Raw genomic sequence first — 25,991 nt, 5'->3', positions numbered from 1 at the left:
CCGGTGTCCGATGTTCAAGTCTTTCTTCTTTGCCCGCCGCTGGTGGGCCTGGTCCCTTGCGGGCTCTGCGGTCATCCTCCTGGCCACCGGCTACCGTGTGGAGCTGGACGTGCAGATCAACGACTGGTTCGGTAGCTTTTACGACCTCATCCAGGAAGCGCTGGGCAAGCCGGGCGCCATCACGGCGGCGCAGTTCTGGGGCCAGCTTTCTACCTTTGCGCGCATTGCCATGGTGTATGTGACCACCGCGGTGCTGGTGGACTTCTTCAGCAAACACTACATCTTTCGCTGGCGGCAGGCCATGAACGAGCACTACATGGCCGCCTGGCCGCGGCTGCGCCATATCGAGGGCGCGGCCCAGCGCGTGCAGGAGGACACCATGCGGTTCGCGCGCACCATGGAGGACCTGGGCTTGAGCTTCATGCGCAGCCTGATGACGCTGGCGGCCTTTCTGCCCGTGCTGTGGACGCTCTCGGAGAAGGTGACCGGGCTGCCCTTGCTGGGGGCCGTGCCGCATGCCCTGGTCTGGGTGGCGCTGGTGTGGTCCCTGGGCGGCACGCTGCTGCTGGCGGGGGTGGGCGTGAAGCTGCCGGGGCTGGAGTTCCACAACCAGCGCGTGGAGGCCGCCTACCGCAAGGAACTGGTGCTGGGGGAGGACGACCCGTCCCGCGCCACGCCGCCCACGGCGGCCGAACTGTTTGCCAGCGTGCGGCGCAATTACTTTCGGCTGTTCTTCCACTACCTGTACTTCGACGTGGTGAAGTGGTCGTACCTGCAGGTGAGCGTGCTGGTGCCGCTGGTGGCCCTCGGCCCCACGCTGATTGCCGGCGCGATCACGCTGGGGGTGATGCAGCAGATCGCCCGCGCCTTTGACAAGGTGCTCGAGTCGTTCCAGTTCCTGGTGCTCAACTGGAGCACCGTGGTGGAGCAGATCTCCATCTACAAGCGGCTTCGCGCCTTCGAGCGCCAGATGGCCCACGAGGTGCCGGCGGGCGCCTGACGCGCGCCGCTGGCGCGGCCGGGAGTGGCCCCCGCCGCGGTGTTACCGCACCTGCTTCTTGTCGAGCTTGCGCATGAGTGTGCGCCGGTGCATGCCCAGGCGGCGCGCGGCCTCGGACAAGTTGAAGCCCGTCTCGGCCAGCACCTCGTTGATGCGCTCCCACTCCAGGGTCTTGATGGAGCTGGAGCGGTTGGTCAGCTCCACCTCGGTGTTGCCGGCGCGAAGGCCGAAGGCCGCCTCGATGTCGTCGGTGTTGGACGGCTTGGCCAGGTAGTGGCAGGCCCCCAGCTTCACGGCTTCCACGGCCGTGGCAATGCTGGCAAACCCCGTGAGCACCACGATGAGCATGTCGTCGTCGGCGGCATGCAGCCGCTGCACGCAGGCCAGGCCCGAGGCTTCGCCCTTGAGCTTCAAGTCCACGACCGCATAGCCCGGCGCGTGCGCGGCGAGCACGGCATCGACCTCGGGCAGACTGGCGGCCCGCACCACCCGGTAGCCGCGCCGCTCGAACGAGCGGGTGAGCGTGCGCGCAAACGCCTCATCGTCCTCCACGATGAGCAGCAGGCGTTCGTCTTCGTCTTCGTCGATGTCGGTATCCATGGTGTGCGAACGGACTCTTCTCAGCCTCTGGTGCCCGGCAGGGCAATGGCCGCCAGGGGCAGCCGGATGGAAACCTGTGCACCGCCCTCGGGGCGGTTGCGGGCTGCCACGCTGCCCCCCAGGGTGCGCGCCACGTTGAGCACGAGGTACAGGCCCAGCCCGCGGCCGGGCTGCTTCTTGGTGGACTGGTAGGGCGTGCCCAGCTGGGCGAGCATTTCAGGCGCAAAGCCGGGACCGGCGTCCGTCACGGTGATGTCCAGCATGTCGGCATCGCGCGTGACGGCCAGGCGGACCCACCCTGGCGAGGCATCGCGCGCATTGTCCAACACGTTGAAAACCATTTGCTTGAGCGTGGTGTCCGACACCATGGGCAGGTCGGTGCCAAACTGGTTGTCGTATGCGAATTCCGCCAGGGAGCGGGTGCCGCGCCATTCCTGCGCCAGGGCGTCGAGAAAGGTGCGCACGGTGGTCTGCACCGATTCCTCGCCGCGGGCTTCTCCGGCCGACATCAGGATGCCGCTGACGATGCCTTTGCAGCGCTGCACCTGGACCTGCATCTCCGCAATGTCTTCCTGCAGCGCCGGCGAGGCTGCCAAGCCCTTGTCATGCTGCCAGTCGCCCAGGATCACCGCCAGGGTGGACAGCGGCGTGCCCAGTTCGTGCGCCGCCCCCGAGGCCAGCAGGCCCATGCGCACGATGTGCTCTTCTTCCACGCGCCGCCGGCGTGCGGCGGCCAGCCGTGCATCGCGTTCGCGCAGGTTCAGGCTGATGCGCGTGATGAACACCACCACCAGCGTGGCGTTGAGCGCGAAGCACACCAGCAGGCCCATGACATACAGGCTGGACAGGCCCTGGTGCAGGTCCTGCGGCAGCTCCAGGGGCAGGTGGTGCGTGGCCAGCACGCCAAAGCACAGCAGCGTGATGACGACGATGGACCAGATGTAGCCCCCCCGCAGCAGCACAGCCCCGAGCGTGATCTGCAGCAGGTAGAGGAAAACGAACGGATTGGTGGTGCCGCCACTGAGGTACAGCTGCACGGTGAGCACGGCCACGTCGATCAGCAAGGCCAGGAATAGCTCGACATTGCGCACTGCCACGCCGGTGCGCAGGCGCAGCATGCTCACCACGTTGTACAGCGCCAGGCAGCCCACCACCATCAGCATCTCGCGCAGCGGCAGGGTGAGCTGCAGGCTGTAGTGCGCCGCCTCGATGGTGAACACCTGGCCCACCACGGCAATCCAGCGCAGCTGGATCAGCTGCTGGAGGTTTTTGAGCCCGGCCGTCGCATCCGCGGCGCGCGGGCTTCGTTGCTGCTGGGCGGGCGGGGAATCTGCGCGGGGAGGAGGGGTCATGAAAGCGGGCTGTGCGGAGGCTTGCCGCCTTGGCGGCGCTCATAGCGTGCCACATACCAGCCGCCTGCGGCAACCATGAGCGCCAGCCCGTACCACGTGAGCGCATAGACCAGATGGCTGTTGTGGAATTGCACCACCGTCATGCCGGCCCGCGGCCAGGAGGCGCTGGCCCCCGCAGTGGCCGCTTCACGCCCGGGGCCGGGCAGGTCTGCATCCACAAAGAAGGGGGCGGGCCGGGGCAGCCCCAGCGCACGGCCGATGGCTGCCACATCGCGCGAATGCCAACGCTGCGCCGCGGGATCGTTGGCGCGCAGGAAGCCGCCGCCCGGCTCCGTCATGCGTAACAGCCCGCGCACGGTGGCGCCGGCCTCTGGCGACGCAGGAGGCGGCCCGTCCTGCCATTGCGCCCGTTGCGCAGCGGGCACAAAACCGCGGTTGACCAGCACCTGGGTGCCATCGTTCTGCTCCAGGGCCGAAAGGACCCAGAAGCCAGCGCCCAGCTCCGTGACCGCCTGCGTGAGCACCGTCTTGCCCGGCAGCCACCGGCCGTGCAGGGTCACGGGCAGGTATTCATGCTGCGGGGCGGTGATCTGCTGCCATTCAGCGGAGGGGGGCAGGGGAACCGGGGCGCCGTGCACGCGTTGCTCGACACGCTCGATGAGCGCCAGCTTCCAGGTGCGCCGTTCGACTTGCCAGGTGCCCAGCGCCACAAACACCAGGAACAACGCGGTGCCCACAACGGCGAGCACCGCCTGGCGCAGCCGCCGGGCGGGCGGTGTGCCAGGAGCGCGGGGGGGCGCGCCGGCGGTCAAGGCGTGGCGTGCCCCGCGGCCTCATGCGCCGCCGGCTGCGCGGCGGCGGGGTGCTCGGGCATCATGTTGGCGTTCATGTGGAACATCACCCACAGCGTGCCGCTGATCCCGATGGCCACGAACACCACGGTGAAGACAGTGGACAGCAGCGTCCAGCCGCTTTCGACCTTACCGTTCATGTGCAGGAAGTAGACCATGTGCACCAGGATCTGCACCACCGCGAAGGCGCCCAGCACCAGCACGGCGGTGTTGCGGTCGGCAATCACCTTGGCCATGACCAGCCAGAAGGGAATGGCGGTGAGGATGACCGAGAGCACGAAACCGATGGTGTAGTCGCGCAGGCTGCTGTGTGGCCCCACGGCAGCGTTGTGGTGGTCGCCATGGTCACCGTGGCCGGTGTGGTGTGCGTGTGTGTCGTGTGCGCTCATTTACAGCACTCCCATCAGGTACACAAAGGTGAAGACGCCGATCCAGACCACGTCCAGAAAGTGCCAGAACATCGACAGGCACATCAGGCGGCGCTGGTTCTCATGGATGAGGCCGTGCCGGCCGATCTGGAGCATGAGCACCACAAGCCAGACCAGGCCGAAGGTGACGTGCAGCCCGTGGGTGCCCACCAGCGTGAAGAACGCCGACAGGAAGGCGCTGCGCTGCGGGCCCGCGCCTTCGTGGATCAGGTGGCTGAACTCGTACAGCTCCAAGCCCAGGAAGCACAGGCCGAATGCACCGGTGACGGCCAGCCACAGCAGCGTGCCGCGCACGTCGCCCAGCTGCTTGCGCAGCATGGCGAAGCCGAAGGTGATGGACGACAGCAGCAGGAATGCCGTGTTGAGGGCCACCAGGGGCAGGTCGAACAGCTGTGCGCCGGTGGGGCCGGCCGCGTAGCTGCGGCCCAGCACGCCATAGGTGGCGAACAGGGCTGCGAAGATGAGGCAGTCGCTCATCAGGTAGAGCCAGAAACCCAGGGCGGTGCCGTTTTCAGGATGGGGCTCGTGCGCGAGGTGGTATGCGCGGCCGGGCAGGGCGCCGGCGGCGGCGCTGGCGTGAAGGCTGTGTTCAGACATGGCGGGCCAGTTGGAGAGTGCGGGCTTCTTCGGAGGCGGCCACTTCGGACGCGGGGATGTAGAAGTCACGCTGGTAGTTGAACGTGTGAACGATGGCGGCCAGCAGCAGCACGGCGAAGGACGCGCCGGCAAGCAGCCACATGTGCCAGATCAGGGCAAAGCCGAGGACCAGCGACAGGGCCGAGATCACCGCGCCAGAACCGGTGTTGGCCGGCATGTGGATGGAGGCAAAGCCGCCCAGCGGGCGCTGGTAGCCGTGCTTCTTCATGTCCCACCACGCGTCGATCTCATGCACCACGGGCGTGAACGCGAAGTTGTAGTCCGGCGGGGGCGACGAGGTGGACCACTCCAGCGTGCGGGCGTCCCAGGGGTCGCCCGTCACGTCGCGCAACTGGTCGCGCTTCAGGTAGCTCACCACCAGCTGGATCAGGAAGCAGGCGATGCCGGCGGCAATCAGCGCGGCGCCAATGGCGGCGATGATGAACCAGATCTGCAGCGAAGGGTCTTCAAAGTGGCTCACCCGGCGCGTCACGCCCATGAGGCCCAGCACATACAGCGGCGCGAACGCCACCCAGAACCCGACGACCCACAGCCAGAACGAGCGCACGCCCCAGGTGCGGTCCAGCTTGTAGCCGAAGGCCTTGGGGAACCAGTAGTTGATGCCGGCGAACAGGCCGAACAGCACGCCGCCGATGATCACGTTGTGGAAGTGAGCGATCAGGAACAGGCTGTTGTGCAGCACGAAGTCGGCCGGGGGCACGGCCAGCAGCACGCCGGTCATGCCGCCGATGGCGAACGTCACCATGAAGGCCACGGTCCACATCATGGGCAACTCGAAGCGGATGCGGCCCTTGTACATGGTGAACAGCCAGTTGAAGATCTTCGCGCCCGTGGGGATCGAGATGATCATCGTGGTGATGCCGAAGAAGGTGTTCACGCTGGCGCCCGAGCCCATGGTGAAGAAGTGGTGCAGCCACACCAGGTACGACAGGATGGTGATCACCACCGTGGCGTACACCATGGAGGTGTAGCCGAACAGGCGCTTCTTGCAGAACGTGGCCACCACTTCCGAGAAGATGCCGAAGCAGGGCAGGATCAGGATGTACACCTCCGGGTGGCCCCAGATCCAGATCAGGTTCACGTACAGCATGGCGTTGCCGCCCAGGTCGTTCGTGAAGAAGTTGGTGCCGACATAGCGGTCCAGCGACATCAGCACCAGGGCCGCGGTCAGCACGGGGAACGACGCCACGATCAGCGCGTTGGTGCACAGGGCCGTCCAGGTGAAGACGGGCATGCGCATCAGGTTCATGCCGGGGGCGCGCATCTTGATGATGGTGACGATCAGGTTGATGCCCGACAGCGTGGTGCCCACCCCCGCGATCTGCAGTGCCCAGATGTAGTAGTCCAGACCCACGCCCGGATCCTGCGCGCCCAGGTTGGACAGCGCCAGCCAGCCGGAGGTGGAGAACTCGCCCAGAAACAGCGACACCATCACCAGGATCGCGCCCGCCGTGGTCATCCAGAAGCTGAAGTTGTTCAGGAACGGAAACGACACGTCGCGTGCGCCGATCTGCAGCGGCACGAGGTAGTTCATGAGCCCGGTGACCAGCGGCATGGCCACGAAGAAGATCATGATCACGCCGTGCGCGGTGAAGATCTGGTCGTAGTGGTGCGGCGGCAGGTAGCCCAGGTGGTCGCCAAAGGCCATGGCCTGCTGCAGGCGCATCATCACGGCGTCGGCAAAGCCGCGCAGCAGCATCACCAGGCCCAGGATCATGTACATGATCCCGATCTTCTTGTGGTCGATGCTGCAGATCCAGTCGCGCCACAGCGGGCCCCACAGACGGAACTTGGTGATCGCGGCCATCACGGCCAGGCCGCCCAGCAAGGTGGCGACAAAAGTCCACAACACGATGGGCTCGTGCGCCATCGGTATGGAGTCCCAGGTAATGCGGCCCAAGGCCCAATGGGATGCGGTTTCAGGTGCGGAGGACATAGGAAGTCTTTTTCAGTCTGCCGGCGCACGGGTGCGGGCGCCAGGCGGGCAGGTCAGGGGCGGATCATTGGACGGAGTGGGCGCCGCGCGCCGACGCGTGGCGGGCCTCCAGGCTCGCCACCACCTGGGCCGCGTTCTTCGAGGTGCACACGTCCTGCGGCAGGTTCAGGCCCATGGCGCGCACGTAGGCATCACCGCCGTTCTCGTCGATGGCCATCATGTGGTGCATGCACATCTTGCCGTCCTCGGCGCAGCGGTTGAGCACCTTGTCGTACAGCCCTTCCTCCACGCTGGCGAAGCGCTGCACGGGGTCGCGCTCGCTGGGCTGGGCCAGCTGCAGGTAGGTCTTGCGGTCCAGGGCCTTGCCTTGTGCGCGGGCGGCGGCCACCCACTGGTCAAAGTCTTGCTGGGCCAGGCCGTGGAACTTGAAGGTCATGCCCGAAAAGCCTTTGCCGCTGTAGTGCGACGCCATGCCCTGGAACACACCGGGCTGGTTGATCACGGCGTTCAGCTCGGTCTGCATGCCGGGCATCGCGTAGATCATGCCCGCCAGGTCCGGCACATAGAACGCGTTCATCGTGGACGTGGCCGTCAACTGGAACAGGATGGGGCGGTCCACCGGCGCGGCCAGTTCGTTGACCGTGGCGATGCCTTGTTCGGGGTAGAAGAACAGCCATTTCCAGTCCATGGCCACCACCTGCACCACCAGCGGGGTGGATTGCGCATCCAGCGGCTTGGTGGACGAGATGCGGTCCAGGGGGCGGTAGGGGTCCAGCTTGTGCGTGCCGATCCAGGTCAGCGCGCCCAGGGCGATGACGATCATTAGCGGCACGGTCCAGATCACCAGCTCCAGCGTGGTGGAATGGTGCCAGTCGGGGTCATAGTCGGCCTCGGTCGTGGCGCCGTTGTTCTGGCGGTATTTCCAGGCGAACCACAGGGTCAGGGCAATGACCGGCACGATGATGATGAGCATCAGCAACGTGGCCTGGATGACCATGTGGCCTTGTTGCGAGGCGATGTCGCCTGCGGGGTTCAGGACGACAGCTTTGCTGCAGCCGGCCAAGCCGCCGGCGGCGGCCGCAGCGGCCAGCCAGGCAGGCGCGCGAGAAAGAGTGAATTTGGACATGGATGTTGCGCAATCGGAGCGCTTGTCGAGGGCCGGTTCCGCACGGCGGCCGGTCACGGCAGCCGCGGGCGACCCCTGGGGTAAACGCGGATAACGAAGTGACCGCGAATGTAATAGCGCTAGCTTTTTTGTCCATGGGACATTTTGTCCAAGGTCAAAGTCCGGGCGCTCGCCAGGGGCCGTTCGAGCCTTGTCCTGCGGCGTTGTCCTGCAACTGACATAGTGAAACCGCACTTGTGGCGGATTGCGCTTGGGTGTAGAACGGTGTTGTCTTTTTCACACAACGACCAGGAGATCGGTTCATGAGCAGCCCTGCCTTCGCCAGCTACCCTGCGGCCGGCTTTGAAGAAAGCCCCGCCTCCCTGTCCCGGGCTGATACGCACGAAGACGTGACCCCCAGCGAGATCGCCGTGGGCGTGATCATCGGGCGCTCGTCGGAATACTTTGACTTTTTCGTCTTCGGGATTGCCTGCGTTCTGGTCTTTCCTTCGTTCCTGTTTCCTTTCCTGTCGCGCCTGGACGGGACCCTGATGGCTTTTGCCCTGCTGGCGGTGGCGTTTGTCGTGCGGCCGGTGGGCACGGCCATTTCCATGGCCATCCAGCGCCGCTGGGGCCGCGGCACCAAGCTGACGATTGCCTTGTTCCTGCTGGGCGTGTGCACCGTGGGGATGGCGTTCTTGCCAAGCTACAAGGACGCGGGGATGGCGGCGGTGGTCGCCCTGCTGGTCCTGCGCATCGGCCAGGGGCTGGCGCTGGGCGGTTCGTGGGACGGCCTGCCATCGCTGCTGGCCATGTCCGCGCCCAAGAACCGCCGCGGCTGGTACGCCATGATCGGGCAGCTGGGCGCCCCGCTGGGCTTTGTGCTGGCCGCCAGCCTGTTTGCCTATCTGTACAGCAGCCTGAGCGTGCAGGAGTTCCTGGCCTGGGGCTGGCGCTATCCGTTCTTCGTGGCCTTTGCCGTGAACGTGGTCGCGCTGTTTGCCCGGCTGCGCCTGGTGGTGGGGCAGTCCTATGCCGAGCTGTTGCAGGAGCGCGAACTGCAGCCCGTGCCCGTGAGCCGCGTGGTGCGCGACGAGGGCAGCAACGTGCTGCTGGGGGCTTTTGCAGCGCTGGCCAGCTTTGCGCTGTTCCATCTGGTCACCGTGTTTCCGCTGTCGTGGATCACGCTGTATTCGGAGCAGCCCGTCACGCAGATCCTGGCGGTGCAGATCGTCGGCGCCTTCCTGGCCGCCGGGGCGATCATGGTGTCCGGCTGGCTGTCGGACCACCTGGGCCGGCGCAAGCTGCTGGGGGGCATGGCGGTGCTGATCGGGGTGTTCAGCTTCATGGCGCCGGTGCTGCTGAGCACGGGCGAGGTGGGCAGCACCATGTTCCTGCTGCTGGGCTTTGTGCTGCTGGGGCTGTCCTACGGCCAGGCGTCCGGCACGGTCACCGCCAACTTCTCGCCCCAGTACCGCTACACCGGCGCGGCGCTGTCGGCGGACCTGGCCTGGATCATCGGCGCCGCGTTTGCACCGCTGGTGGCCTTGTACCTGTCGGCCCAGTTCGGCCTGCTGGCCGTGACGGTGTACCTGCTGTCCGGGGTGGCCTGCACGCTGGGTGCGCTCAACCTGAACCGGCGCATGGAGCGCCGCGACCGATAAGAACGCGGGCAAGCTTCACGCAAGCGCGGCAGTAAAAATGCTATGAAAATAATAGCTGCCAGCGCTTGCTGGTAAAGCGCTAGAGGCCAAAATGAATAAAAAAACGCCCGGTTCTGCCGGGCGTTTTGCCGTGGGGGGCGCCGCCGCCTCAGTCCTGGGGCCGGAAGCCAATGGTCAGCGAAGGGGGCACGCGGCCATCCACATCGCGGGGCAGGGTCTCGGTCTTGTCCAGGGCGCGCAGCACGGCGTCGTCCCAGGCCCGGTTGCCGCTGGACTGCACCAGGCGCTTGCCCACGATGGTGCCGTCGGGCGCCAGGCGTACCTCCACTTCGGCGCGCGGGTTGCCCGAAATGGCGTCGGGGTACACGATGTTGGGTTTGACCTTGGCGGCCACCTTGCCGCCGTAGCCGCCCGAAGGACTGCGCGTTTCCTTGTCCTTACCCGTCGCGGTTTCCCCGCCCGTGGCGCCTGCCAGCCCCTGGATGCGGCGCAGGTTGGCTTCGCGCAGCTCGGCCAGCTGCTTGGCCTCGGCATCTGCCTTGCGCTTGGCGGCCTCGTCGGCCTTGCGCTTGTCCTCGGCCAGCTTCTTCTGCTTTTCCTGCTCGGCCTTCTTTTGCTCGGCCAGCTGCTTCTCGCGCAGTTCCTTTTTCTCCTTCTCTTTCTCTTTTTCCTTTTCCTTTTCCTTTTCCTTCTCTTTTTGCAGGCGCTCTTTCTTCTCCTGCTCCAGGCGTTCGCGGCGCTCTTCTTCCTTGCGTTCGCGCTCGCGCTTTTCGCGCTCTTGCTGTTGTTCGCGCGCCTTCTTTTCTTGCTCCAGGCGTTTCTTTTCACGCTCGATGGCAATGTCGGCCTCGCGCGTGTTGTCCGGCTCCGCCGTCCGCACGGGCGGCGGTGGCGGGGGGGGCGGCGGCGTGACTTGTTGAACGGGCGGCGGCGGGGGCGGAGGCGGCGGCTCCACGGCGCGCGGCGCCGCCTGGGTGGGCACGGCGGCCCACAATTCCGCCTCGACCGCGGGTTGGTCCGCGGTGTTTTTCCAGTTCACGCCCCAGGTCAGCGCGCCGATCAGCACGGCATGCACCAGCACCGCCAGGGCGACGGCGCGCAGCCGCGCCGGCGGCTCGGGGGGGGCAAACTGATCGCGGTCGTGGTGGTGGTCGTGCATGGGGCGGGGCAACAGTGGCGCAGGCGGCTTATCCGCCCTGCTTGACGGACAGGCCTACGCGCTGCACGCCAGCCTTCTGCAGCGCGTCCATGGCCTTGACCACGCTTTCGTACTGCACGCCCTTGTCGGCCGTGATGACGACGGCGCTGGTGGCGTTCTCGTCCTGGGCTTTTTGCCAGCGGCTGGCCGCTTCGCCGATCTCGCGCTGGTTCAGGCTGCGGGTGGCATCGGGGGTCTTGAACTGCAGCGAGCCATCCTTGTTCACGATGACCTGGGCCACCACCTTGGGCATGTTCTTGCCCTTGCCCACGCTGGGCACATCGACCACGCCGGGCGTGAGCATGGGCGCCGTCACCATGAAGATGATGAGCAGCACCAGCATCACGTCGATGAAAGGCACCATGTTGATTTCATTGATGGTGCGGCGGCCTCGGCCGCGGGAGGCTAGGGCGGGCATGGGCAGGTCTCCGTTCAGTGGCCCGACGCCGTGTGGGCCGCAGGCTGCGCGCCCAGGTTGCGCTGCAGGATGTTGGAGAACTCTTCGATGAAGGTCTCCTGGTGGGTGGCCACGCGGTCGATGTCCCGGGCGAAGCGGTTGTAGGCGATCACGGCGGGAATGGCGGAGAACAAGCCGATGGCGGTGGCCACCAGGGCCTCGGCAATGCCGGGCGCCACGGTGGCGAGCGTCACCTGCTCCATGCCTGCAAAGCCGGTGAAGGCATGCATGATCCCCCAGACGGTGCCAAACAGCCCCACATAGGGCGACACGGAGCCCACCGAGGCCAGGAACGAGAGGCTGGACTCGACCACATCCATTTCGCGCTGGAAGCTCGCGCGCATGGCACGGCGGGCGCCGTCGAGCAGGGTGCCGGGGTCGGTGATGCGGCGTTCGCGCAGCTTCTGGTATTCGCGCATGCCGCTGGCGAAGATGCGTTCCATGGGGCCCGCGTGCTTGGCATTCTGGGCGGCGCTGGCGTACAGGTCGTTCAGGCTGGTGCCGGACCAGAACTCCCGCTCGAAATCCTCGTTGAGGGCCTTCACCCGCTTGAGTGCGAACAGCTTGCGGAAGATGGCGGCCCAGCTCGCCACGGACACGCACAGCAGCAGCAGCATCACGAGTTGCACCACCCAGCTGGCGTGCAGCACCAGGGAGATGATGGACATGTTTTGGGAGTTCATGGTGTGAGTTGTTCCAGCAGGGAGCCCGGAATGCGGGCGGGGCGCAGGGTGGTGGCGTCAACCCACCCGATGCGGATGGTGCCTTCGGTCAACAGCGTCGGTGTCTGTACGGTCATCTGCTCTGGTTTCAGGAGCGCCTGCTGCAGTATTGTCAACGATGCGCGGCCACTGCTCTGCAAAGCGGCGGTAACAATGAGTTCGTCATCCAGGCGCGCGGGCCGGTGGTAGCGCAGCTGTGCGTCGGTTACGACAAACATCCCGCCCGTTTGTTCCCTGAGCCGCTGCTGGCCCACACCCAGCGAGCGCAGCCACTCCGTGCGGGCGCGCTCGAAAAACTTGAGGTAGTTGGCATAGAACACGATGCCCCCGGCATCGGTGTCCTCCCAGTAGACGCGGATGGGAAACTCGAACCCCATGCCGCTTCACCCCAGCAGCGTGCGCAGCCGTGCGACCGACTCTTGCAGCTGCGCCATCGAGTTCGCCGTGGACAGGCGGATGAAGCGCTGCGTCTCGGCCGTGCCGAAGTCGCGCCCCGGCGTCACGGCGATGTGCGCGCGGCGCATCAGCGCAAACGCGGTGTCCCAGCTGCCCTGCACGCCCAGCCGCTGCGCGGCCTGTGTGCAGTCGGCCCAGGCGTAGAACGCGCCATCGGGCATCACCGGCACACCGAGGCCCAGCGACTGCAGCGCGGGGATGAAGAAGTCGCGCCGGGCCTTGAACTCGGCGCGGCGGCGCTCGTATTCGGCGATGCTCTCGGCCTCGAAGCAGGCCAGCGCCGCGTGCTGCGACACCGTGCTGGCGCAGATGAACAGGTTCTGCGCCAGGCGCTCCACCACCGGCACCATGGCCTCGGGCACCACCATCCAGCCCAGGCGCCAGCCCGTCATGTTGAAGTACTTGCTGAAGCTGTTGATGCTGATGATGTTCTCGTCGATGGCGAGGGCCGTGTGGCCGAACTCTTCTTCGTACGACAGGCCCAGGTAGATCTCGTCGATCATCGTGATGCCGCCCTGGGCGCGCACCACGTTGTGAATGCGGCGCAGCTCGCCGGGCGCAATGGAGGTGCCGGTCGGATTCGAGGGCGATGCCAGGAGCACGCCCCGCGTTTGTGCGTTCCAGGCCGCGCGCACCTTGTCGGCGCTCAGCTGGTAGCGCTCGGCCGCGGTGGTGGGCAGCAGCACGGCCCGGCCTTCTGCGGCGCTCACGAAGTGGCGGTTGCAGGGGTAGCTGGGGTCGGGCATCAGGATCTCGTCGCCCGCCTCGATGAGCGCCAGGCACGCGAGCTGCAGCGCGGCCGATGCGCCCGCCGTCACCACGATGCGGCGGGCGGGCACGTTGACGCCGAAGCGGCTTTGGTACCAGCCGCTGATGCGCTCGCGCAGCGCGTCCAGCCCCAGGGCGTTGGTGTACTGCGTGGCGCCATCGCGCACGGCGCGCGCCGCGGCTTCCTGCACCAGGGGCGGCGCGGTGAAGTCCGGCTCACCGATGTTCAGGAAGATCATGGGCTCGCGCGTGCCGGCCACCTCGCGGGCCAGGGCCTGCGCGGCCTTGGCCACTTCCATCACGTAGAACGGTTCGATGCGCTCGGCGCGCGTGGAAAACTTCATCGGAAAAAGTCCTGCCCGTGCAGGTCGGGCGTGGTTCGAAGATGGAGCGCCGGGCGGCACGCAAGGCGCGTGCCCGGGCTGGCGGCGCGGTCAGGCGCCTTCGGTGGACGTGCCGGCCGCTGGCGCCGCGCCAGAGGCCTTGTCGGCGCCCACCTCGGCCGCGCGCAGCTTGGGCGCCAGGCCGTTGAGCACGCCGTTCACGTACTTGTGGCCGTCGGTGCCGCCAAACTCCTTGGCGAGCTCAATGCACTCGTTGAGCACCACGCGCCACGGCACGTCCAGGCAGTGCTGGAACTCGTACACGCCGATCCACATGGTGGCGTGCTCAATGGGCGAGATCTCGGCCATCTTGCGGTCCAGCAGCGGGGTGATCAGCGCATCCATGTCGGCCGCGTTGGCGATGCAGCCGTGCAGCAGCGCGTCGTAGTGCACCGAGTCGGCCTTGTGAAAGCCCGCCAGGTCGCGCGTGAAGGCGTCGATGGACTCGGGCGCGTTGCCGCCCACCAGGTGCTGGTACAGCGCCTGCAGCGCGAACTCGCGGGCGCGGCTGCGGTTGGACTTGGACGCTGCCTTGCGCGCGCCGGTGGACGTCACGCCCGTGCGGGGCTGGCGCGGCGGGCGCTGGGGCGCGCCGGGGGAAGAGGGGGTGTTTTCGCTCATGACAGATCGTCCAGCAGGTGGGCCATCTCCACCGCCACGCGGGCCGCATCCACACCCTTTTCGGTCTGGCGGGCAATGGCCTGCTCCATGTTCTCGGTGGTGATGATGGCGTTGGCGATGGGCACCTGATAGTCCAGCGATATGCGCGTGACGCCCGCCCCCGACTCGTTGGCCACCAGCTCGAAGTGGTAGGTCTCGCCGCGGATGATGCAGCCCAGCGCAATCAGCGCGTCGTACTCGTCCGCCTCGGCCAGGGCCTGCAGGGCCACGGGCACTTCCAGCGCGCCGGGCACCAGCACGTGCTTGATGTTCTTTTCCTGCACGCCCAGCGCCAGCAGCTCGGCGCGGCAGGCGCTGGCCAGGGAGTTGGTGATGCTCTCGTTGAAGCGGGCCTGCACGATGCCGATGTGCAGCTTCTTGCCGTCGAGCCGGTCCGCTGTTCCTTTTTCTGCGCCAAACATGGTGATCCTGTTCCTGTCTTTATTCTTTGGGGATGAAGCCGGTGATTTCGAGGCCGTAGCCTGCCATGCTGGGCATGCGGCGTGGCTGGCCCATCAGCGCCATCTTGTGCACGCCGCACTCGCGCAGAATTTGCGCGCCCACGCCGTAGGTGCGCAGGTCCATGCGGCCGCGCTCCGGCGCCTGGGCCGAGCGGGCGGTGCCTTCAAACTGGGCCAGCAGCTGCGCGGCGCTTTCGCCGCAGTTGAGCAGCACGGCCACGCCCTTGCCCTGCGCGGCCAGGTACTGCAGGCTGGTGTCCAGGCTCCAGGAGTGCATGGAGCGGTTGACTTCCAGCGCATCCAGCACCGACAGCGGCTCATGCACGCGCACGGGCACCGAGTCGCCGGCGTCCCACGCGCCCTTGACCAGGGCCAGGTGCACGGCCTGGCTGGGCTTGTCGCGGAAAGCGTGGGCGGTGAAGGTGCCAAAGGCGGTCTTCAGCTCGCGCTGGCCCACCTTCTCGACCAGGGATTCGTTGCGGCTGCGGTATTCGATGAGGTCGGCGATGGTGCCGATCTTCAGGCCGTGCTCGGCGGCGAACAGCTGCAGGTCCGGCAGGCGGGCCATGGTGCCGTCGTCTTTCATGATCTCGCAGATCACGGCGGCGGGGCTGCAGCCGGCCATGGCGGCCAGGTCGCAGCCGGCCTCGGTGTGGCCGGCGCGCATGAGCACGCCGCCTTCCACGGCCTGCAGGGGGAAGATGTGGCCGGGCTGCACCAGGTCGCTGGCCTGGGCGTTGGGGGCCACGGCGGCCTGCACGGTGCGTGCGCGGTCGGCGGCCGAGATGCCGGTGGTCACCCCTTCGGCTGCTTCGATCGACACGGTGAAGGCGGTGCCCATCTTGGTGCCGTTGCGCGCCACCATGGGCGGCAGTTGCAGGCGCTCGCAGCGCTCGCGCGAGAGCGTCAGGCAGATCAGCCCGCGGCCGAAGCGGGCCATGAAATTGATGGCCTCGGGCGTGACGTGGTCCGCCGCCAGCACCAGGTCGCCTTCGTTCTCGCGGTCTTCTTCATCCACCAGGATGACGATGCGCCCGGCGCGCATCTCGGCCACGATGTCTTGCACCGGCGAGATGGGCACCGGGGTGAGGGGGGAATTCATGAGAGGGGCGCTTTCGTTGGGGCCGCCGCGGGCGGCGGGTTGGCGGGGCGCTGCAGCGCAGGTTCTTCTGGCGGAGGCTCGGCGCCCCCAGAACCACCCAAAGAACATGCGATGCGGCGCTGCCGCACGTCGCAGGTGCAGCGGCCAAGTGGCCGCACCTGCACAGGAAAGGCGTGATTTTAGTTCACGGCGATGCCTTTGCGCGGTCGCTCGGTAGCGCGGGCGCTGCCCGGCTTGCGCGGCCTCAAGGAATGGGGGCGGCAGAAGGAGCCAGGGCTCCTGAGCCGTCTCTCATGCTCAGCTCAGATGGCCGAGCCCTGGATCACCACGTCAGACGCCGGGTAGGCCACGCAGGGCAGCACACAGCCCTCGGCCTTTTCCTCGGCCGAGAGGCCGGGCCACTCGATGGCATAGCGCACCGTGCCCTCGACCAGGTGGCCGATGCAGGTGCGGCAGGTGCCGTTGCGGCAGGAGCTGGGCCAGTCAATGCCGCCTTGCTCCAGGGACAGCAGCAGCGGCTGTTCGGGCCAGGCGTCGCACTGCAGGCCGTCGGGCTCGACCTTGGCGATGAAGAACGGAGCGGTGGGCGGGGTGGCGGGTGCGGTCATGCGGAAGGGGCGATCGGTGGGGTTGCTCGGGTGGCGGAGGCGGCGCGGCCCCACACCAGCAGCAGATTGTGGGCCGGCAGGGCGTGGCGCTGCAGCAGGGCCAGGCCGGCGGCAGCGGCCGTGGCCGCCACGTCTTCGAGGCGGCGCAGGCCCCAGGCGCTGTCCTGCGCGCGCAGGCTGGCGTCAAAAGCGGCATTGCTGGGCGCCGTCGGCACGCCGTCTTCCAGGTAGGGCCCGTAGGTCACGAGCCGTCCGCCCGGGGCCAGGTGGCGCGCGGCGCCCTGCATCAGCGCGGCGCAGCACGCCCAGGGCGCAATGTGCAGCATGTTGGCGCAGTAGACCAGGTCGAATTCGGCCCCGAACGCTGGCCCCGCGTCGGGCCAGGGGCTGTGCAGCACGTCCAGGCGCCGCGGGGGCAGCACGTTGGCCGCGCCACGGTGGGCGGCCCAGCCGGTAATGGCGCCGAAGTGGGTGGCCTGCCGGTCGGTGGGCTGCCATTGCCAGCCCGGCAGGGCCGCGGCAAAGTGGGCCGCATGCTGGCCGGTGCCGCTGGCCACCTCCAGCGCGCGGCCGGCAGTGCCGAGCAGGGCCTGCAGCTGGGCCAGGATGGGGCCCTGGTTGCGCTCGGCTGCGGGGCTGTGGGGAAGATCGGGGTCTGTTTTTTGCATGTTTTTGGCCTCCAGCCCTTGCTGGGAAAGCGCTGGAAGCTATGAATTTTGCAGCATCCGCAGGGCGGCGGCCCTGACTGTACCGCGGCATGCGGGCCTGTGCCGGCTGCCTTCTTTTTCAGCAGGCCTGACGCAGCCCTTGCAAATCAAGCACTTACGCCGGCCATACAGGGCTTGTCCAGAGTTATCCACAAAATTGTCCAGCGCGGGGCGGGATAACTGGGGTGGCGAGTGTGTTCCGGCCGGGGATGCGTCGGTTGCCTCCTTTTTGGGCAATGCAACGATAGTCCTTGAAAATCAATAACTTGGATGCGTGATCCAAGGCTTGTTCAAGGTTGTCCACAGCGTTGTCCAGTGCGCGCAGGGATAACCGGGGGGCGGACGATGGGCGACTGCTTAAAAATGAAGCAATCTGGTGGATTGCATTACAAATCAATGACTTGGCGCGGCCATACAGGACTTGTCAAAACTTATCCACACGATTGTCCAGCGACTGCAGGGATAACCCGCAGGCGCTGCACCCGCCGGGGTTCATTCCGTCACCTTCACGCCTTTCCAGAACGCCACACGGCCGCGAATCTGCTCGGCCTCGGGCTTGGGATCGGCGTAGAACCAGGCGGCGTCGGCGTTCATCTCGCCGTTGACCAGCAGCGAGAGGTAGCTGGCCTGGCCTTTCCATGGGCACGTACTCTTGTGGTTGCTGAAGGTGAAGAACGCGCGGTTCAGGGCGCTTTCGGGGAAATAGTGGTTGCCCTCGACCATGACCGTGTCGTTGCTTTCGGCGAGGACAACGCCGTTCCAGGTGGCTTTCATGTGGACTCCTTGAAAAAATGGGGTGAAGGCCTTGCGGGGTGCGCGCGGGCTGTGCCCTGGGCCACAAAGGCACACTGGAGGCGCACTGGTGGATGCGCCGGTGGCCGCACTGGTGGCCGCACAGGGTTGCGTTTGGCGCGCCAGCCGCGAAGAATGGGCGGGATGAGCACCGAGCCCGATTATTCCCAAGGAGCCGCCTACGTGCGCGGCCGGTATGTCCCCATCGGCGAGGCGGCCATCCCCCTCACCGACTGGGGGTTCCTGCGGTCGGACGCGACCTATGACGTCGTGACGGTGTGGGAGGGCGCGTTCTTCCGCCTGGATGCGCACCTGGAGCGATTCCTGGCCAGCTGCGCGCGCTTCCGGCTGGACGCCGGGCGCCCCGCGGCGCAGATCGCGGGCATCCTGGAGCAGTGCGTGCGCTTGTCGGGCCTGCGCAATGCCTACGTGGAGATGATCGTGACCCGCGGCCAGCCGCCGTGGGGCTCGCGCGACCCGCGCCAGGCGGCGAACCAGTTCTACGCGTTTGCCGTGCCGTATGTGTGGATCGCCAACGAAGCGCAGCGCGCGCAGGGCCTGCACCTCGTGGTGAGCGACGTGCAGCGCATCCCGGCGCAGAGCGTGGACCCGCGCGCCAAGAACTACCACTGGAACGACCTGACCATGGGCCTGCTGGGCGCGCTGGACGCCGGTGGCGACACGGTGGTGCTGACCGATGGCGCGGGCCATGTGGTGGAAGGGCCGGGGTTCAACGTCTTTTGCGTGAACGCGCAGGGCACGGTCGTCACGCCCGCCCACGGGGTGCTGGAAGGCATCACGCGCCGCACGGTCCTGGAGATGGCGCAGGCCCTGGGCCTGCCGCTGCAGGTGCGGGACCTGCCCGCGGCGGAGCTGCGCGCGGCGCGCGAGGTGTTCCTTTCCACGTCCGGCGGCGGCGTCTTGCCCGTCACGCGGGTGGACGGCCAGCCTGTGGGCGATGGCGCCGTGGGCCCCGTGGTGCGCCAGCTGGTGCAGACGTACTGGGACTGGCACCGCGACCCGCGCCTGAGCCGGCCGGTGAATTACGAGACGAGCGACGGGGGCTCCGTCGCCTGAACTGCACCCGTTCTCAATCGGGCCACGGCTGAGCCACGCACTTCGGGGCCCTGCCGTTTCGGAGTCGCCAACGCAACCCGGCCCCCGCGCCTCGTGGCTTACAGTGCCCCGCGCGGCGCGCGGCGCGCGTGCGCCATCCCATCCTTTTTGGCAAACACACTGGAGAACCTGCATGAGCATTGATTTCAAGGGCCGCGTGGCCATCGTGACCGGCGCGGGCGGCGGCCTGGGCCGCCAGCATGCGCTGGCGCTGGCCAAGCGCGGCGCCAAGGTGCTGGTCAACGACCTGGGCGGCGCGGTGGACGGCAGCGGCGGCACGGTGACGGCCGCGCAGGCGGTGGTCGACGAGATCCGTGCGGCGGGCGGCGAGGCGCTGGCCAATGGCGCGTCCGTCACCGACTTCGCGGCCGTGGAGGCCATGGTGCAGCAGGCCATCGACGCCTGGGGCCGCGTGGACATCCTGGTCAACAACGCCGGCATCCTGCGCGACAAGTCGTTCGCCAAGATGGACATGGCCGACTTCAACCTGGTCGTGCAGGTGCACCTGATGGGCGCCGCCCACTGCTGCAAGGCCGTGTGGCCGCACATGGTGGCGCAGCAGTACGGCCGCATCGTGATGACCACCTCGTCCACCGGCCTGTACGGCAACTTCGGCCAGGCCAACTACGGCGCGGCCAAGCTCGCGCAGGTGGGGCTGATGCAGACCCTGGCGATCGAGGGCGCCAAGTACAACATCCATGTGAACGCCCTGGCCCCCACGGCCGCCACGCGCATGACCGAAGGCCTGATGCCGCAGGAGGTGCTCGATGCCCTCAAGCCCGAGGCCGTGGTGCCCGCCATGCTGGTGCTGGCGCACGAAAGCGCGCCCACGCGCACCATCCTGTGCGCGGGCGCGGGCACGTTCGAGGCGGCCCACATCACGCTGACGCAGGGCATTCATCTGGGCATCGGCGCCGACGTGCCCGAGCAACTGGCCGCCCGCCTGGCCGAGGTGACCGAGCGTGTGGGCGAGCAAGTACCACAAAGTGGCGCGGCCCAGGGCACCAACGAAGTCGGAAAGGCCCTGGCGGCCAGGGTTTAAGCCAGCTCCACACGGGCAGGCCAGCTCCGTGCTAAGTTCCGGGCCGACAAAAGACGGATTCGGTATCACCATATGAGCACACTGCACGAGAGACTGGCCGCCTACCCGGCGGATGCCCTGGGGGGGATTCGCCGCGGCATCGAGAAAGAAGGGCTGCGCGTGCTGCCCACGGACGGCCTGGCCCTCACGCCCCACCCGCTGGCACTGGGCTCGGCCCTCACGCACCCGCTGATTACCACCGACTACAGCGAGTCGCAGCTGGAGCTGATCACGGGCGCGCACCGGGGCGTGCAAGCCTGCCTGGATGAGCTGACCGAAGTGCACCAGTTCGTGCACCATGTGCTCAAGGACAGCGGCGGCGAGCTGCTGTGGGCCTCCAGCATGCCCTGCGGCCTGCCCACCGACGAAACCATTCCGCTGGCGCGCTACGGCGGCTCCAACATCGGCCGCGCCAAGAGCGTGTACCGCATGGGCCTGGGCCACCGCTACGGCCGGCGCATGCAGACCATCTCGGGCATCCACTACAACTGGTCCCTGCCCGGCGTGACGAGCGAGCAGTACTTTGCCCTCATCCGCAACTTCCGCCGGCATGCGTTTGTGCTGCTGTACCTGTTTGGTGCCTCGCCTGCGCTGTGTCCGTGCTTTGTGGAAGGGCGCGAGCACGGCCTGCAGCGCATGGAAGGCGGCAGCGCGCTGTACATGCCCCACGCCACCTCGCTGCGCATGGGCCGCTTGGGCTATCAGAGCGACGCCCAGGCCACGCTGGCCGTGAGCTACAACGGCCTCACGGGCTATGCCAATTCACTGCATGAAGCCCTCACCAAGCCGTATCCGGCGTATGAGGCGCTGGGCGTGCGCAATCCCGGCGGCGACTACAACCAGCTGGGCACCAGCCTGCTGCAGATCGAGAACGAGTTCTACGGCACCATCCGCCCTAAGCGCACCGTGCGCACGGGCGAGCGCCCCTTGCACGCACTGCGCGAGCGCGGCGTCGAATACGTGGAGGTGCGCCTGATGGACCTGGACCCGTTCGTGCCCGTGGGCATCACGGCGCAGACCATGCGGCTGCTGGACGTGTTCCTGCTGCACTGCCTGTTGTCCGACAGCCCGCCCGACACACCGGCCGAGATTGCCGCGCTCAAGCAGAACCAGCACCTCACGGCCGAGCGCGGGCGCGAGCCCGGGCTGCTGCTGCAGCGCGGCGGGGAGCGCGTGCGGCTCGCCGACTGGGGCACGCAGGTGCTGGATGAATGTGCCCCGCTGGCCCAGGCGCTGGACGCACAGCATGGCTGCGGCGACTACAGCGCTGCGCTGCGTGCAGCGCGGGCGCTGATGGCCGCGCCGGGCGATACGCCCTCGGCCCGGGTGCTGCAGTCCATCACCCAGCAGCACGGCCACAGCTTTGAGGCCTTTGCGCGCGAATGCTCGGTGCAGGCCCAAAACGCGTTGCTGGCCTTGCCGTGGTCGCCTGCGCAGCAGGCCCGCTTTGTGGCCCTGGCCGAGGAGTCCATCACCGCGCAAAAAGCCATCGAGGCCGCCGACACGCTGCCGTTCGAGGCCTGGCGCGAGCAGTACATGGCCGTCTCGGAACTGGGATGACCCCCTGAGCGGCTGCGCCGCTTTCCCCAAGGGGGACGCCACCGGTGGCCTGGCAAAGCCCGTTCCACGGTGGCACGGGTCTTGGATCGCACCAGTTGGAGGCCGCGGCTGCTACCAGGCAGAGTGGTTTGGCACTCTGAATTTGATAGCTGCCAGCGCTTATCCATCAAGCGCTAGAGGTCGATTGGGCTTGCAACTCAGTCCTGCAGCTGCAGCAGCGCCTCTTGCCGCCAGTATTCGGCCGCTTCCAGAAAACCCTCCCACACGCAGCCATTGCAGCCCCGGCCGCAGCAGGTGGTGGGCTCGGGCGGCGGGTTGCGCAGGGCGATGCCCGCCAGCCAGGCCTGCTCCTGCAGCACGCGGAACATGGCTTGGGCCGAGGCGCCGTCCACGGCGCGCGGCGGGGGCGCAAAGGCGTGGGGCAGGGTGACCGCTGCGCTCATGGCTTGCGGTTGCCGCTGCCGGGATTGCGGCCCGCCCGCGCCCGCCGCACGGCCCATTGCACGACAAAAGCAATCCCCAGCACCAGCGCAAACCAGCCCACCACGGCGGCCTGGCCCATCATCTCGCGCACGCTGTCCGACCGCGCGATGTAGGGCGCGAGCAGGATCACCAGCCCGATCAGGGCGACGGTCACGCCTTTGAACAGCATTTCCTGATCGGCTTTGCGGCGGGTTGGCGGAGGCAGGGGCATGGCAGCGGGCGTGGGCAACAGGGACCGCGATTATCCTTGCCCCTTTTCAGCGACAGAACGAAAGCCCCCGCATGGCCATCCAGTGGTTCCCCGGTCACATGCACCTGACCAAGAAGGCGATTGCCGAGCGCATCAAGGACATCGACGTGGTGATCGAGGTGCTGGACGCGCGCCTGCCCGGCTCCACCAGCAACCCGCTGCTGGCCGAGCTCACGGGCCACAAGCCCACGCTCAAGGTGCTCAACAAGCAGGACGTGGCCGACCCCGCGCGCACCCCGCTGTGGGTGGACTGGTACAACGCCCAGAGCGAAACCCGCGCCGTGCCGCTGGATGCGTCCGACCCGGCGCCTGCGCGCAAGCTCATCGACGCCTGCCACCTGCTGGCGCCCGGCCGCGGCGGCATGGCCAAGCCCATGCGGGTGCTGATCTGCGGCGTGCCCAACGTGGGCAAGTCCACGCTCATCAACACGCTGTCCAACAAGCGCCAGGCCAAGACCGGCGACGAGGCCGGCATCACCAAGATCGAGCAGCGCATCACCCTGGCCGACGACTTCTACCTGTGGGACACCCCGGGCATGCTGTGGCCGCGCATCATCGTGCCCGAGAGCGGCTACAACCTGGCCGCCAGCGGTGCCGTGGGCCGCAATGCCTACGACGAAGAGCTGGTGGCGCTGGAACTGCTGCGCCGCCTGCAGACGCACTACGCGCCGCTGCTGGAGGCGCGCTACAAGCTGGGCCTGTCGGCGGACGCCATCGCTGCGCTGCAGGACGACGAACTGCTCGAAGCCATCGGCCGCAAGCGCGGCGCCATGATGGGCGGCGGGCGGGTGAACCTGCAGAAGGCGGCCGAGATCGTGCTCACCGACTTCCGCACCGCCATCCTGGGCCGCGTCACGCTGGAAACGCCGCAGGAGTTCGAAGCCTGGCGCGCGGCCGGGCTGGCCCAGGACGCCCAGCGCCAGGCCAAGAAGGACGCACGCGCCAAGGCCAAGGGCAAAGGATCGGGCCGGCGCGAAGCGCCCGAGCCCGGCGAATAGGCACCGGCGCAGCCACCGCCGATTGCCGCTGCCGCAGTGTGGCGCCGCCCGGAGGGTTCGGGTTACCATGCCCGACTGGCTGTTTTCCCTTGATGCACATCAATGCCCGCCGCCGCCCCCCGGTCTTTTGAGCGAGTCGATGCCACCACTGCGCAGCTGGTGCTGGCGGGTTCGTGGGCGGTGCTGGGCATGGGCAGCGTGATTGCCGCCCTGCTGGTGCTGCTGGACCAGACGCTGGCGTGGGTTCCCGTGCTGCTCAACCTGGCCGCTGCCGCGCTGGGCGGCGCCGGCGTGCTGCTGGGCCGGCGCCAGCGCTGGGACATGGCGGCGCTGGTGCTGATCTGGGGCGTGTGGTGCGTGGCCGCGCTGGTGGCTGCCAACAACGGCGGGCTGCGCGGGCCGAACCTGCTGAATTTCCCCGTGCTCATCGTCTTTGCCGGATGGGTGCTGGGTGCGCGGCACACCCTGGTGCTCACCGGCGTCACGGGCGTGCTGTTCGTTTTTTTCGTCTGGGCCGACGTGCAGGGCTGGCTGCCGCCCGCCCGGTACGGCAACCGCGCCGCCTACCTGGTGTACCTGAGCGGCATCCTGGCCGTGACGGCGGCGGCCACGCTGCTGTCGCGGCGCAGCTACGTGGGCCGGGTGCGCGAGGCCCAGCGCACCGCCAGCAGCCTGGTGGCCACCGACGCCGAGCTGCGCAAGCTGCAGCGCGCGGTGGAGCAAAGCCCCGAGAGCATTGTCGTCACCGACCTGCAGGGCCGCATCGAATACGTCAACGCCGCCTTTGTCGCGCGCACGGGCTTCGCGCGCGAGGAGGTGCTGGGCCAGCCCACGGAGCGTTTTTCCGGCAACGGGCTCACCGTGGCCCAGCAGCAGGGCCTGCGCGACACGCTGGCGCGCGGCGAGAACTGGGCGGGTGAGCAGGTCAACCGTCGCAAGGACGGCAGCGAGATCGTCGAGGCCGTGGTGGTGGCCCCCATCCGGCAGCCCGACGGGCACATCAGCCACCACGTGGAGCTCAAGCAGGACATCACCGAGCGCAAGCGCGCCGCGCAGGAGATCCACCGCCTGGCGCATTTCGACAGCCTCACCAGCCTGCCCAACCGCTTCGCTCTGATGGAGCGGCTGTCCGCGCTGCAGTGCCGGCCGGGCCGCACGCCCACCACCCAGCACGCGCTGCTGCTGCTGGACCTGGACCGTTTCACCACCTTCAACGACGCGCGCGGCAGCGAGATGGGCGACCGGCTGCTGTGCGCAGTGGCCCTGCGCCTGTCGGAGATCCTCCCGCCCCAGGGCCTGCTGGTGCGTGTGGCGGGCGATGAGTTCGCGGTGGTGCTGCACGGCCTGGGCGCCGACGCGGTGCGGGCGGGCCGCCGGGCGCTGGCCTTTGCCGACCGGCTGCAAGCGGTGCTGCTGCGCCCCCTGCACCTGCAGGACAACGACGCGGAAGAGGCCCAGCTGGGCGCCAGCGTGGGCATCACGCTGTACCCGCAAAGTGCCGACGACGGCGCGCACGACGCGCTGCGCCGCGCCGGCACCGCGCTGCACCGGGCCAAGCAGGCCGGTGGCGGGCGGGCCGCGTTTTTCGAGCAGGGCATGGGCGAGGCCGCCGAGCAGCGCTTTCGGGTGGAGCGCGAGCTGCGCCAGGCCATCAGCGCCGGCGAATTGCGCCTGTACCTGCAATCGCAGGTGGACGTGCAGGGGCGGGTGACCGGTGCCGAGGCCCTGGTGCGCTGGCAGCACCCGCGCGACGGCCTGGTGGCGCCCGGCGTGTTCATTCACGTGGCCGAGGAGTCGGATCTCATCGTGCACCTGGGCAACTGGGTGCTGGCCCAGGCCTGCGCGCTGCTGGCCCAGCCCGTGTTCCGCGAACGGCGGCTGCGCCTGTCCGTCAACCTCAGCGCCCGGCAGTTCCGGCAGGCCGGCTTTGTGCCGCACCTGCGCGCGTTGCTGCTGTCCTCGGGCGCGGACTCCCGGCTGCTCACGCTGGAGGTGACCGAGGGCCTGGTGATCGACGACTTTGACGATGCCGTGGGCAAGATGCGCGAGCTGGCCGCCCTGGGCGTGGACATCTCGCTGGACGACTTCGGCACGGGCTACTCCTCGCTGGCCTACCTCAAGCGCCTGCCCATTCAGGAAATCAAGATCGACCGCTCGTTCGTGCGCGACGCGCCCACCGACGCCGACGATGGCGTGCTGGTGGAAGGCATCCTGTCGGTGGCCCGGCATTTCGGGCTGCGCGTGGTGGCCGAGGGCGTGGAAACGCCCGAGCAGGCGCAGTTCCTGAGCCAGCGCGCGCCGGGCATCCTGCACCAGGGCTACCTGTTCAGCCGCCCCGAGCCCCAGGCCGACTGGCTGGCCCGTGCGGCGCAGCGGGGGGATGTTGCCCCAAGGCTGTGACGGCGTGAACGCTCCAAAGCGGGGGTTATTAATAAAAAATGGCTGCTAGCCCTTATGGGGTAAGCGCTGACAGCTATTTTTTCTGTAGCAACTGAGGCCCTGCGCGGGTGCGCGCGAGGCGCCGCGCCCCCGCGTGCCCCGGGCGATGGCTAGGAGTCTGCGCGGCAGAAGGCATCGAAGCGAGACGCGCGAAAAC

At 67.8% G+C, this 25,991-nt stretch carries 27 protein-coding genes; 7 read left to right on the top strand and 20 right to left on the bottom strand.

The features are described 5' to 3' along the window. Positions 1–10 precede the first annotated feature (10 nt). A complete protein-coding gene (sbmA, locus tag LWW96_RS15395; protein ID WP_291488478.1) occupies positions 11–1,000 on the top strand; it encodes a peptide antibiotic transporter SbmA in 990 nt (329 codons plus the stop codon). Between the two features lie 42 nt (positions 1,001–1,042). On the opposite strand, the gene LWW96_RS15390 is transcribed toward sbmA, so the two are convergent. The 7 genes from LWW96_RS15390 to cyoA all read right to left on the bottom strand — a co-directional run bounded on the left by LWW96_RS15390 (position 1,043) and on the right by cyoA (position 7,950). After that, the gene (locus tag LWW96_RS15390) at positions 1,043–1,600 is read right to left on the bottom strand and encodes a response regulator transcription factor (protein ID WP_291488476.1); all 558 of its coding nucleotides are present in this window, start codon (positions 1,598–1,600) and stop codon (positions 1,043–1,045) included. Between the two features lie 20 nt (positions 1,601–1,620). Beyond that, a complete protein-coding gene (locus LWW96_RS15385) occupies positions 1,621–2,952 on the bottom strand; it encodes an ATP-binding protein (protein WP_291488474.1) in 1,332 nt (443 codons plus the stop codon). Then, positions 2,949–3,689, bottom strand: a complete 741-nt coding sequence (locus tag LWW96_RS15380; protein ID WP_291488472.1) for an SURF1 family protein — start codon at positions 3,687–3,689, stop codon at positions 2,949–2,951. The genes LWW96_RS15385 and LWW96_RS15380 overlap by 4 nt, the downstream gene beginning before the upstream one ends. A gap of 71 nt (positions 3,690–3,760) precedes the next feature. Beyond that, positions 3,761–4,192, bottom strand: coding sequence for a cytochrome o ubiquinol oxidase subunit IV (gene cyoD, locus LWW96_RS15375; RefSeq protein WP_291488471.1), 432 nt, complete (start codon positions 4,190–4,192; stop codon positions 3,761–3,763). Beyond that, complete coding sequence (gene cyoC / locus LWW96_RS15370) at positions 4,193–4,828, bottom strand: cytochrome o ubiquinol oxidase subunit III (protein WP_291488469.1); 636 nt, start codon at positions 4,826–4,828, stop codon at positions 4,193–4,195. Further along, complete coding sequence (gene cyoB / locus LWW96_RS15365; RefSeq protein ID WP_291488467.1) at positions 4,821–6,824, bottom strand: cytochrome o ubiquinol oxidase subunit I; 2,004 nt, start codon at positions 6,822–6,824, stop codon at positions 4,821–4,823. The genes cyoC and cyoB overlap by 8 nt, the downstream gene beginning before the upstream one ends. Positions 6,825–6,888: 64 nt before the next feature. Continuing rightward, positions 6,889–7,950 carry a ubiquinol oxidase subunit II gene (gene cyoA / locus LWW96_RS15360; protein ID WP_291488465.1) on the bottom strand — a complete coding sequence of 354 codons (1,062 nt, stop codon included), beginning with the start codon at positions 7,948–7,950 and terminating at the stop codon, positions 6,889–6,891. A 302-nt stretch (positions 7,951–8,252) separates the two neighbouring features. Between cyoA and LWW96_RS15355 the strand changes: the two genes are divergently transcribed. Next, positions 8,253–9,593 carry an MFS transporter gene (locus LWW96_RS15355; protein WP_291488463.1) on the top strand — a complete coding sequence of 447 codons (1,341 nt, stop codon included), beginning with the start codon at positions 8,253–8,255 and terminating at the stop codon, positions 9,591–9,593. A gap of 148 nt (positions 9,594–9,741) precedes the next feature. On the opposite strand, the gene tolA is transcribed toward LWW96_RS15355, so the two are convergent. The 11 genes from tolA to LWW96_RS15300 form a co-directional block, all read right to left on the bottom strand. After that, a complete protein-coding gene (gene tolA, locus LWW96_RS15350) occupies positions 9,742–10,752 on the bottom strand; it encodes a cell envelope integrity protein TolA (protein ID WP_291488462.1) in 1,011 nt (336 codons plus the stop codon). Positions 10,753–10,780: 28 nt separating this feature from the next. Then, positions 10,781–11,209 carry an ExbD/TolR family protein gene (locus LWW96_RS15345; RefSeq protein ID WP_291488461.1) on the bottom strand — a complete coding sequence of 143 codons (429 nt, stop codon included), beginning with the start codon at positions 11,207–11,209 and terminating at the stop codon, positions 10,781–10,783. Between the two features lie 14 nt (positions 11,210–11,223). Then, a complete protein-coding gene (gene tolQ / locus LWW96_RS15340) occupies positions 11,224–11,931 on the bottom strand; it encodes a protein TolQ (protein WP_291488460.1) in 708 nt (235 codons plus the stop codon). Continuing rightward, a complete protein-coding gene (gene ybgC, locus LWW96_RS15335; RefSeq protein ID WP_291488458.1) occupies positions 11,928–12,347 on the bottom strand; it encodes a tol-pal system-associated acyl-CoA thioesterase in 420 nt (139 codons plus the stop codon). The genes tolQ and ybgC overlap by 4 nt, the downstream gene beginning before the upstream one ends. Before the next feature lie 6 nt (positions 12,348–12,353). After that, a complete protein-coding gene (locus LWW96_RS15330; RefSeq protein ID WP_291488456.1) occupies positions 12,354–13,538 on the bottom strand; it encodes a pyridoxal phosphate-dependent aminotransferase in 1,185 nt (394 codons plus the stop codon). A 90-nt stretch (positions 13,539–13,628) separates the two neighbouring features. Beyond that, positions 13,629–14,198, bottom strand: coding sequence for a transcription antitermination factor NusB (nusB, locus tag LWW96_RS15325; protein ID WP_291488454.1), 570 nt, complete (start codon positions 14,196–14,198; stop codon positions 13,629–13,631). Next, entirely contained in the window at positions 14,195–14,659 is a 465-nt protein-coding gene (gene ribH / locus LWW96_RS15320) for a 6,7-dimethyl-8-ribityllumazine synthase (RefSeq protein WP_291488453.1), read from the bottom strand. Before ribH ends, nusB begins: the two co-directional genes overlap by 4 nt. A 19-nt stretch (positions 14,660–14,678) precedes the next feature. Next, positions 14,679–15,800 (bottom strand): bifunctional 3,4-dihydroxy-2-butanone-4-phosphate synthase/GTP cyclohydrolase II, encoded by a 1,122-nt coding sequence (ribBA, locus tag LWW96_RS15315; RefSeq protein ID WP_291488451.1) that lies wholly within the window; start codon positions 15,798–15,800, stop codon positions 14,679–14,681. Between the two features lie 302 nt (positions 15,801–16,102). Continuing rightward, a complete protein-coding gene (locus tag LWW96_RS15310) occupies positions 16,103–16,408 on the bottom strand; it encodes a 2Fe-2S iron-sulfur cluster-binding protein (protein WP_291488449.1) in 306 nt (101 codons plus the stop codon). Then, positions 16,405–17,076 carry a DUF938 domain-containing protein gene (locus tag LWW96_RS15305; RefSeq protein WP_291488447.1) on the bottom strand — a complete coding sequence of 224 codons (672 nt, stop codon included), beginning with the start codon at positions 17,074–17,076 and terminating at the stop codon, positions 16,405–16,407. Before LWW96_RS15305 ends, LWW96_RS15310 begins: the two co-directional genes overlap by 4 nt. Before the next feature lie 531 nt (positions 17,077–17,607). Beyond that, positions 17,608–17,889: a DUF427 domain-containing protein gene (locus LWW96_RS15300; RefSeq protein WP_291488446.1), complete on the bottom strand. Its 282-nt coding sequence runs from the start codon at positions 17,887–17,889 to the stop codon at positions 17,608–17,610. Between the two features lie 162 nt (positions 17,890–18,051). On the opposite strand from LWW96_RS15300, the gene LWW96_RS15295 reads away from it, so the two are divergent. From LWW96_RS15295 to gshA, 3 genes are all read left to right on the top strand, one after another. Beyond that, complete coding sequence (locus LWW96_RS15295; protein WP_291488445.1) at positions 18,052–18,984, top strand: aminotransferase class IV; 933 nt, start codon at positions 18,052–18,054, stop codon at positions 18,982–18,984. A gap of 172 nt (positions 18,985–19,156) precedes the next feature. Next, positions 19,157–20,065 carry an SDR family oxidoreductase gene (locus LWW96_RS15290; RefSeq protein ID WP_291488444.1) on the top strand — a complete coding sequence of 303 codons (909 nt, stop codon included), beginning with the start codon at positions 19,157–19,159 and terminating at the stop codon, positions 20,063–20,065. Positions 20,066–20,137: 72 nt separating this feature from the next. Then, the gene (gshA, locus tag LWW96_RS15285; RefSeq protein ID WP_291488443.1) at positions 20,138–21,664 is read left to right on the top strand and encodes a glutamate--cysteine ligase; all 1,527 of its coding nucleotides are present in this window, start codon (positions 20,138–20,140) and stop codon (positions 21,662–21,664) included. A gap of 197 nt (positions 21,665–21,861) precedes the next feature. On the opposite strand, the gene LWW96_RS15280 is transcribed toward gshA, so the two are convergent. Further along, positions 21,862–22,107 carry an oxidoreductase-like domain-containing protein gene (locus LWW96_RS15280; RefSeq protein WP_291488442.1) on the bottom strand — a complete coding sequence of 82 codons (246 nt, stop codon included), beginning with the start codon at positions 22,105–22,107 and terminating at the stop codon, positions 21,862–21,864. Continuing rightward, a complete protein-coding gene (locus LWW96_RS15275) occupies positions 22,104–22,358 on the bottom strand; it encodes a hypothetical protein (RefSeq protein WP_291488441.1) in 255 nt (84 codons plus the stop codon). The genes LWW96_RS15280 and LWW96_RS15275 overlap by 4 nt, the downstream gene beginning before the upstream one ends. A 71-nt stretch (positions 22,359–22,429) precedes the next feature. Between LWW96_RS15275 and ylqF the strand changes: the two genes are divergently transcribed. Both ylqF and LWW96_RS15265 read left to right on the top strand, forming a co-directional pair. Beyond that, a complete protein-coding gene (ylqF, locus tag LWW96_RS15270) occupies positions 22,430–23,395 on the top strand; it encodes a ribosome biogenesis GTPase YlqF (protein WP_291488440.1) in 966 nt (321 codons plus the stop codon). A gap of 102 nt (positions 23,396–23,497) precedes the next feature. Further along, positions 23,498–25,795, top strand: a complete 2,298-nt coding sequence (locus tag LWW96_RS15265) for an EAL domain-containing protein (protein ID WP_291488439.1) — start codon at positions 23,498–23,500, stop codon at positions 25,793–25,795. The last annotated feature ends 196 nt before the right edge of the window (positions 25,796–25,991 follow it).

The sequence above is a fragment of the Acidovorax sp. genome (genome assembly GCF_021287135.1).
Lineage (GTDB): Bacteria > Pseudomonadota > Gammaproteobacteria > Burkholderiales > Burkholderiaceae_C > Acidovorax.
This window is presented reverse-complemented; position numbering and strand designations above follow the sequence as displayed.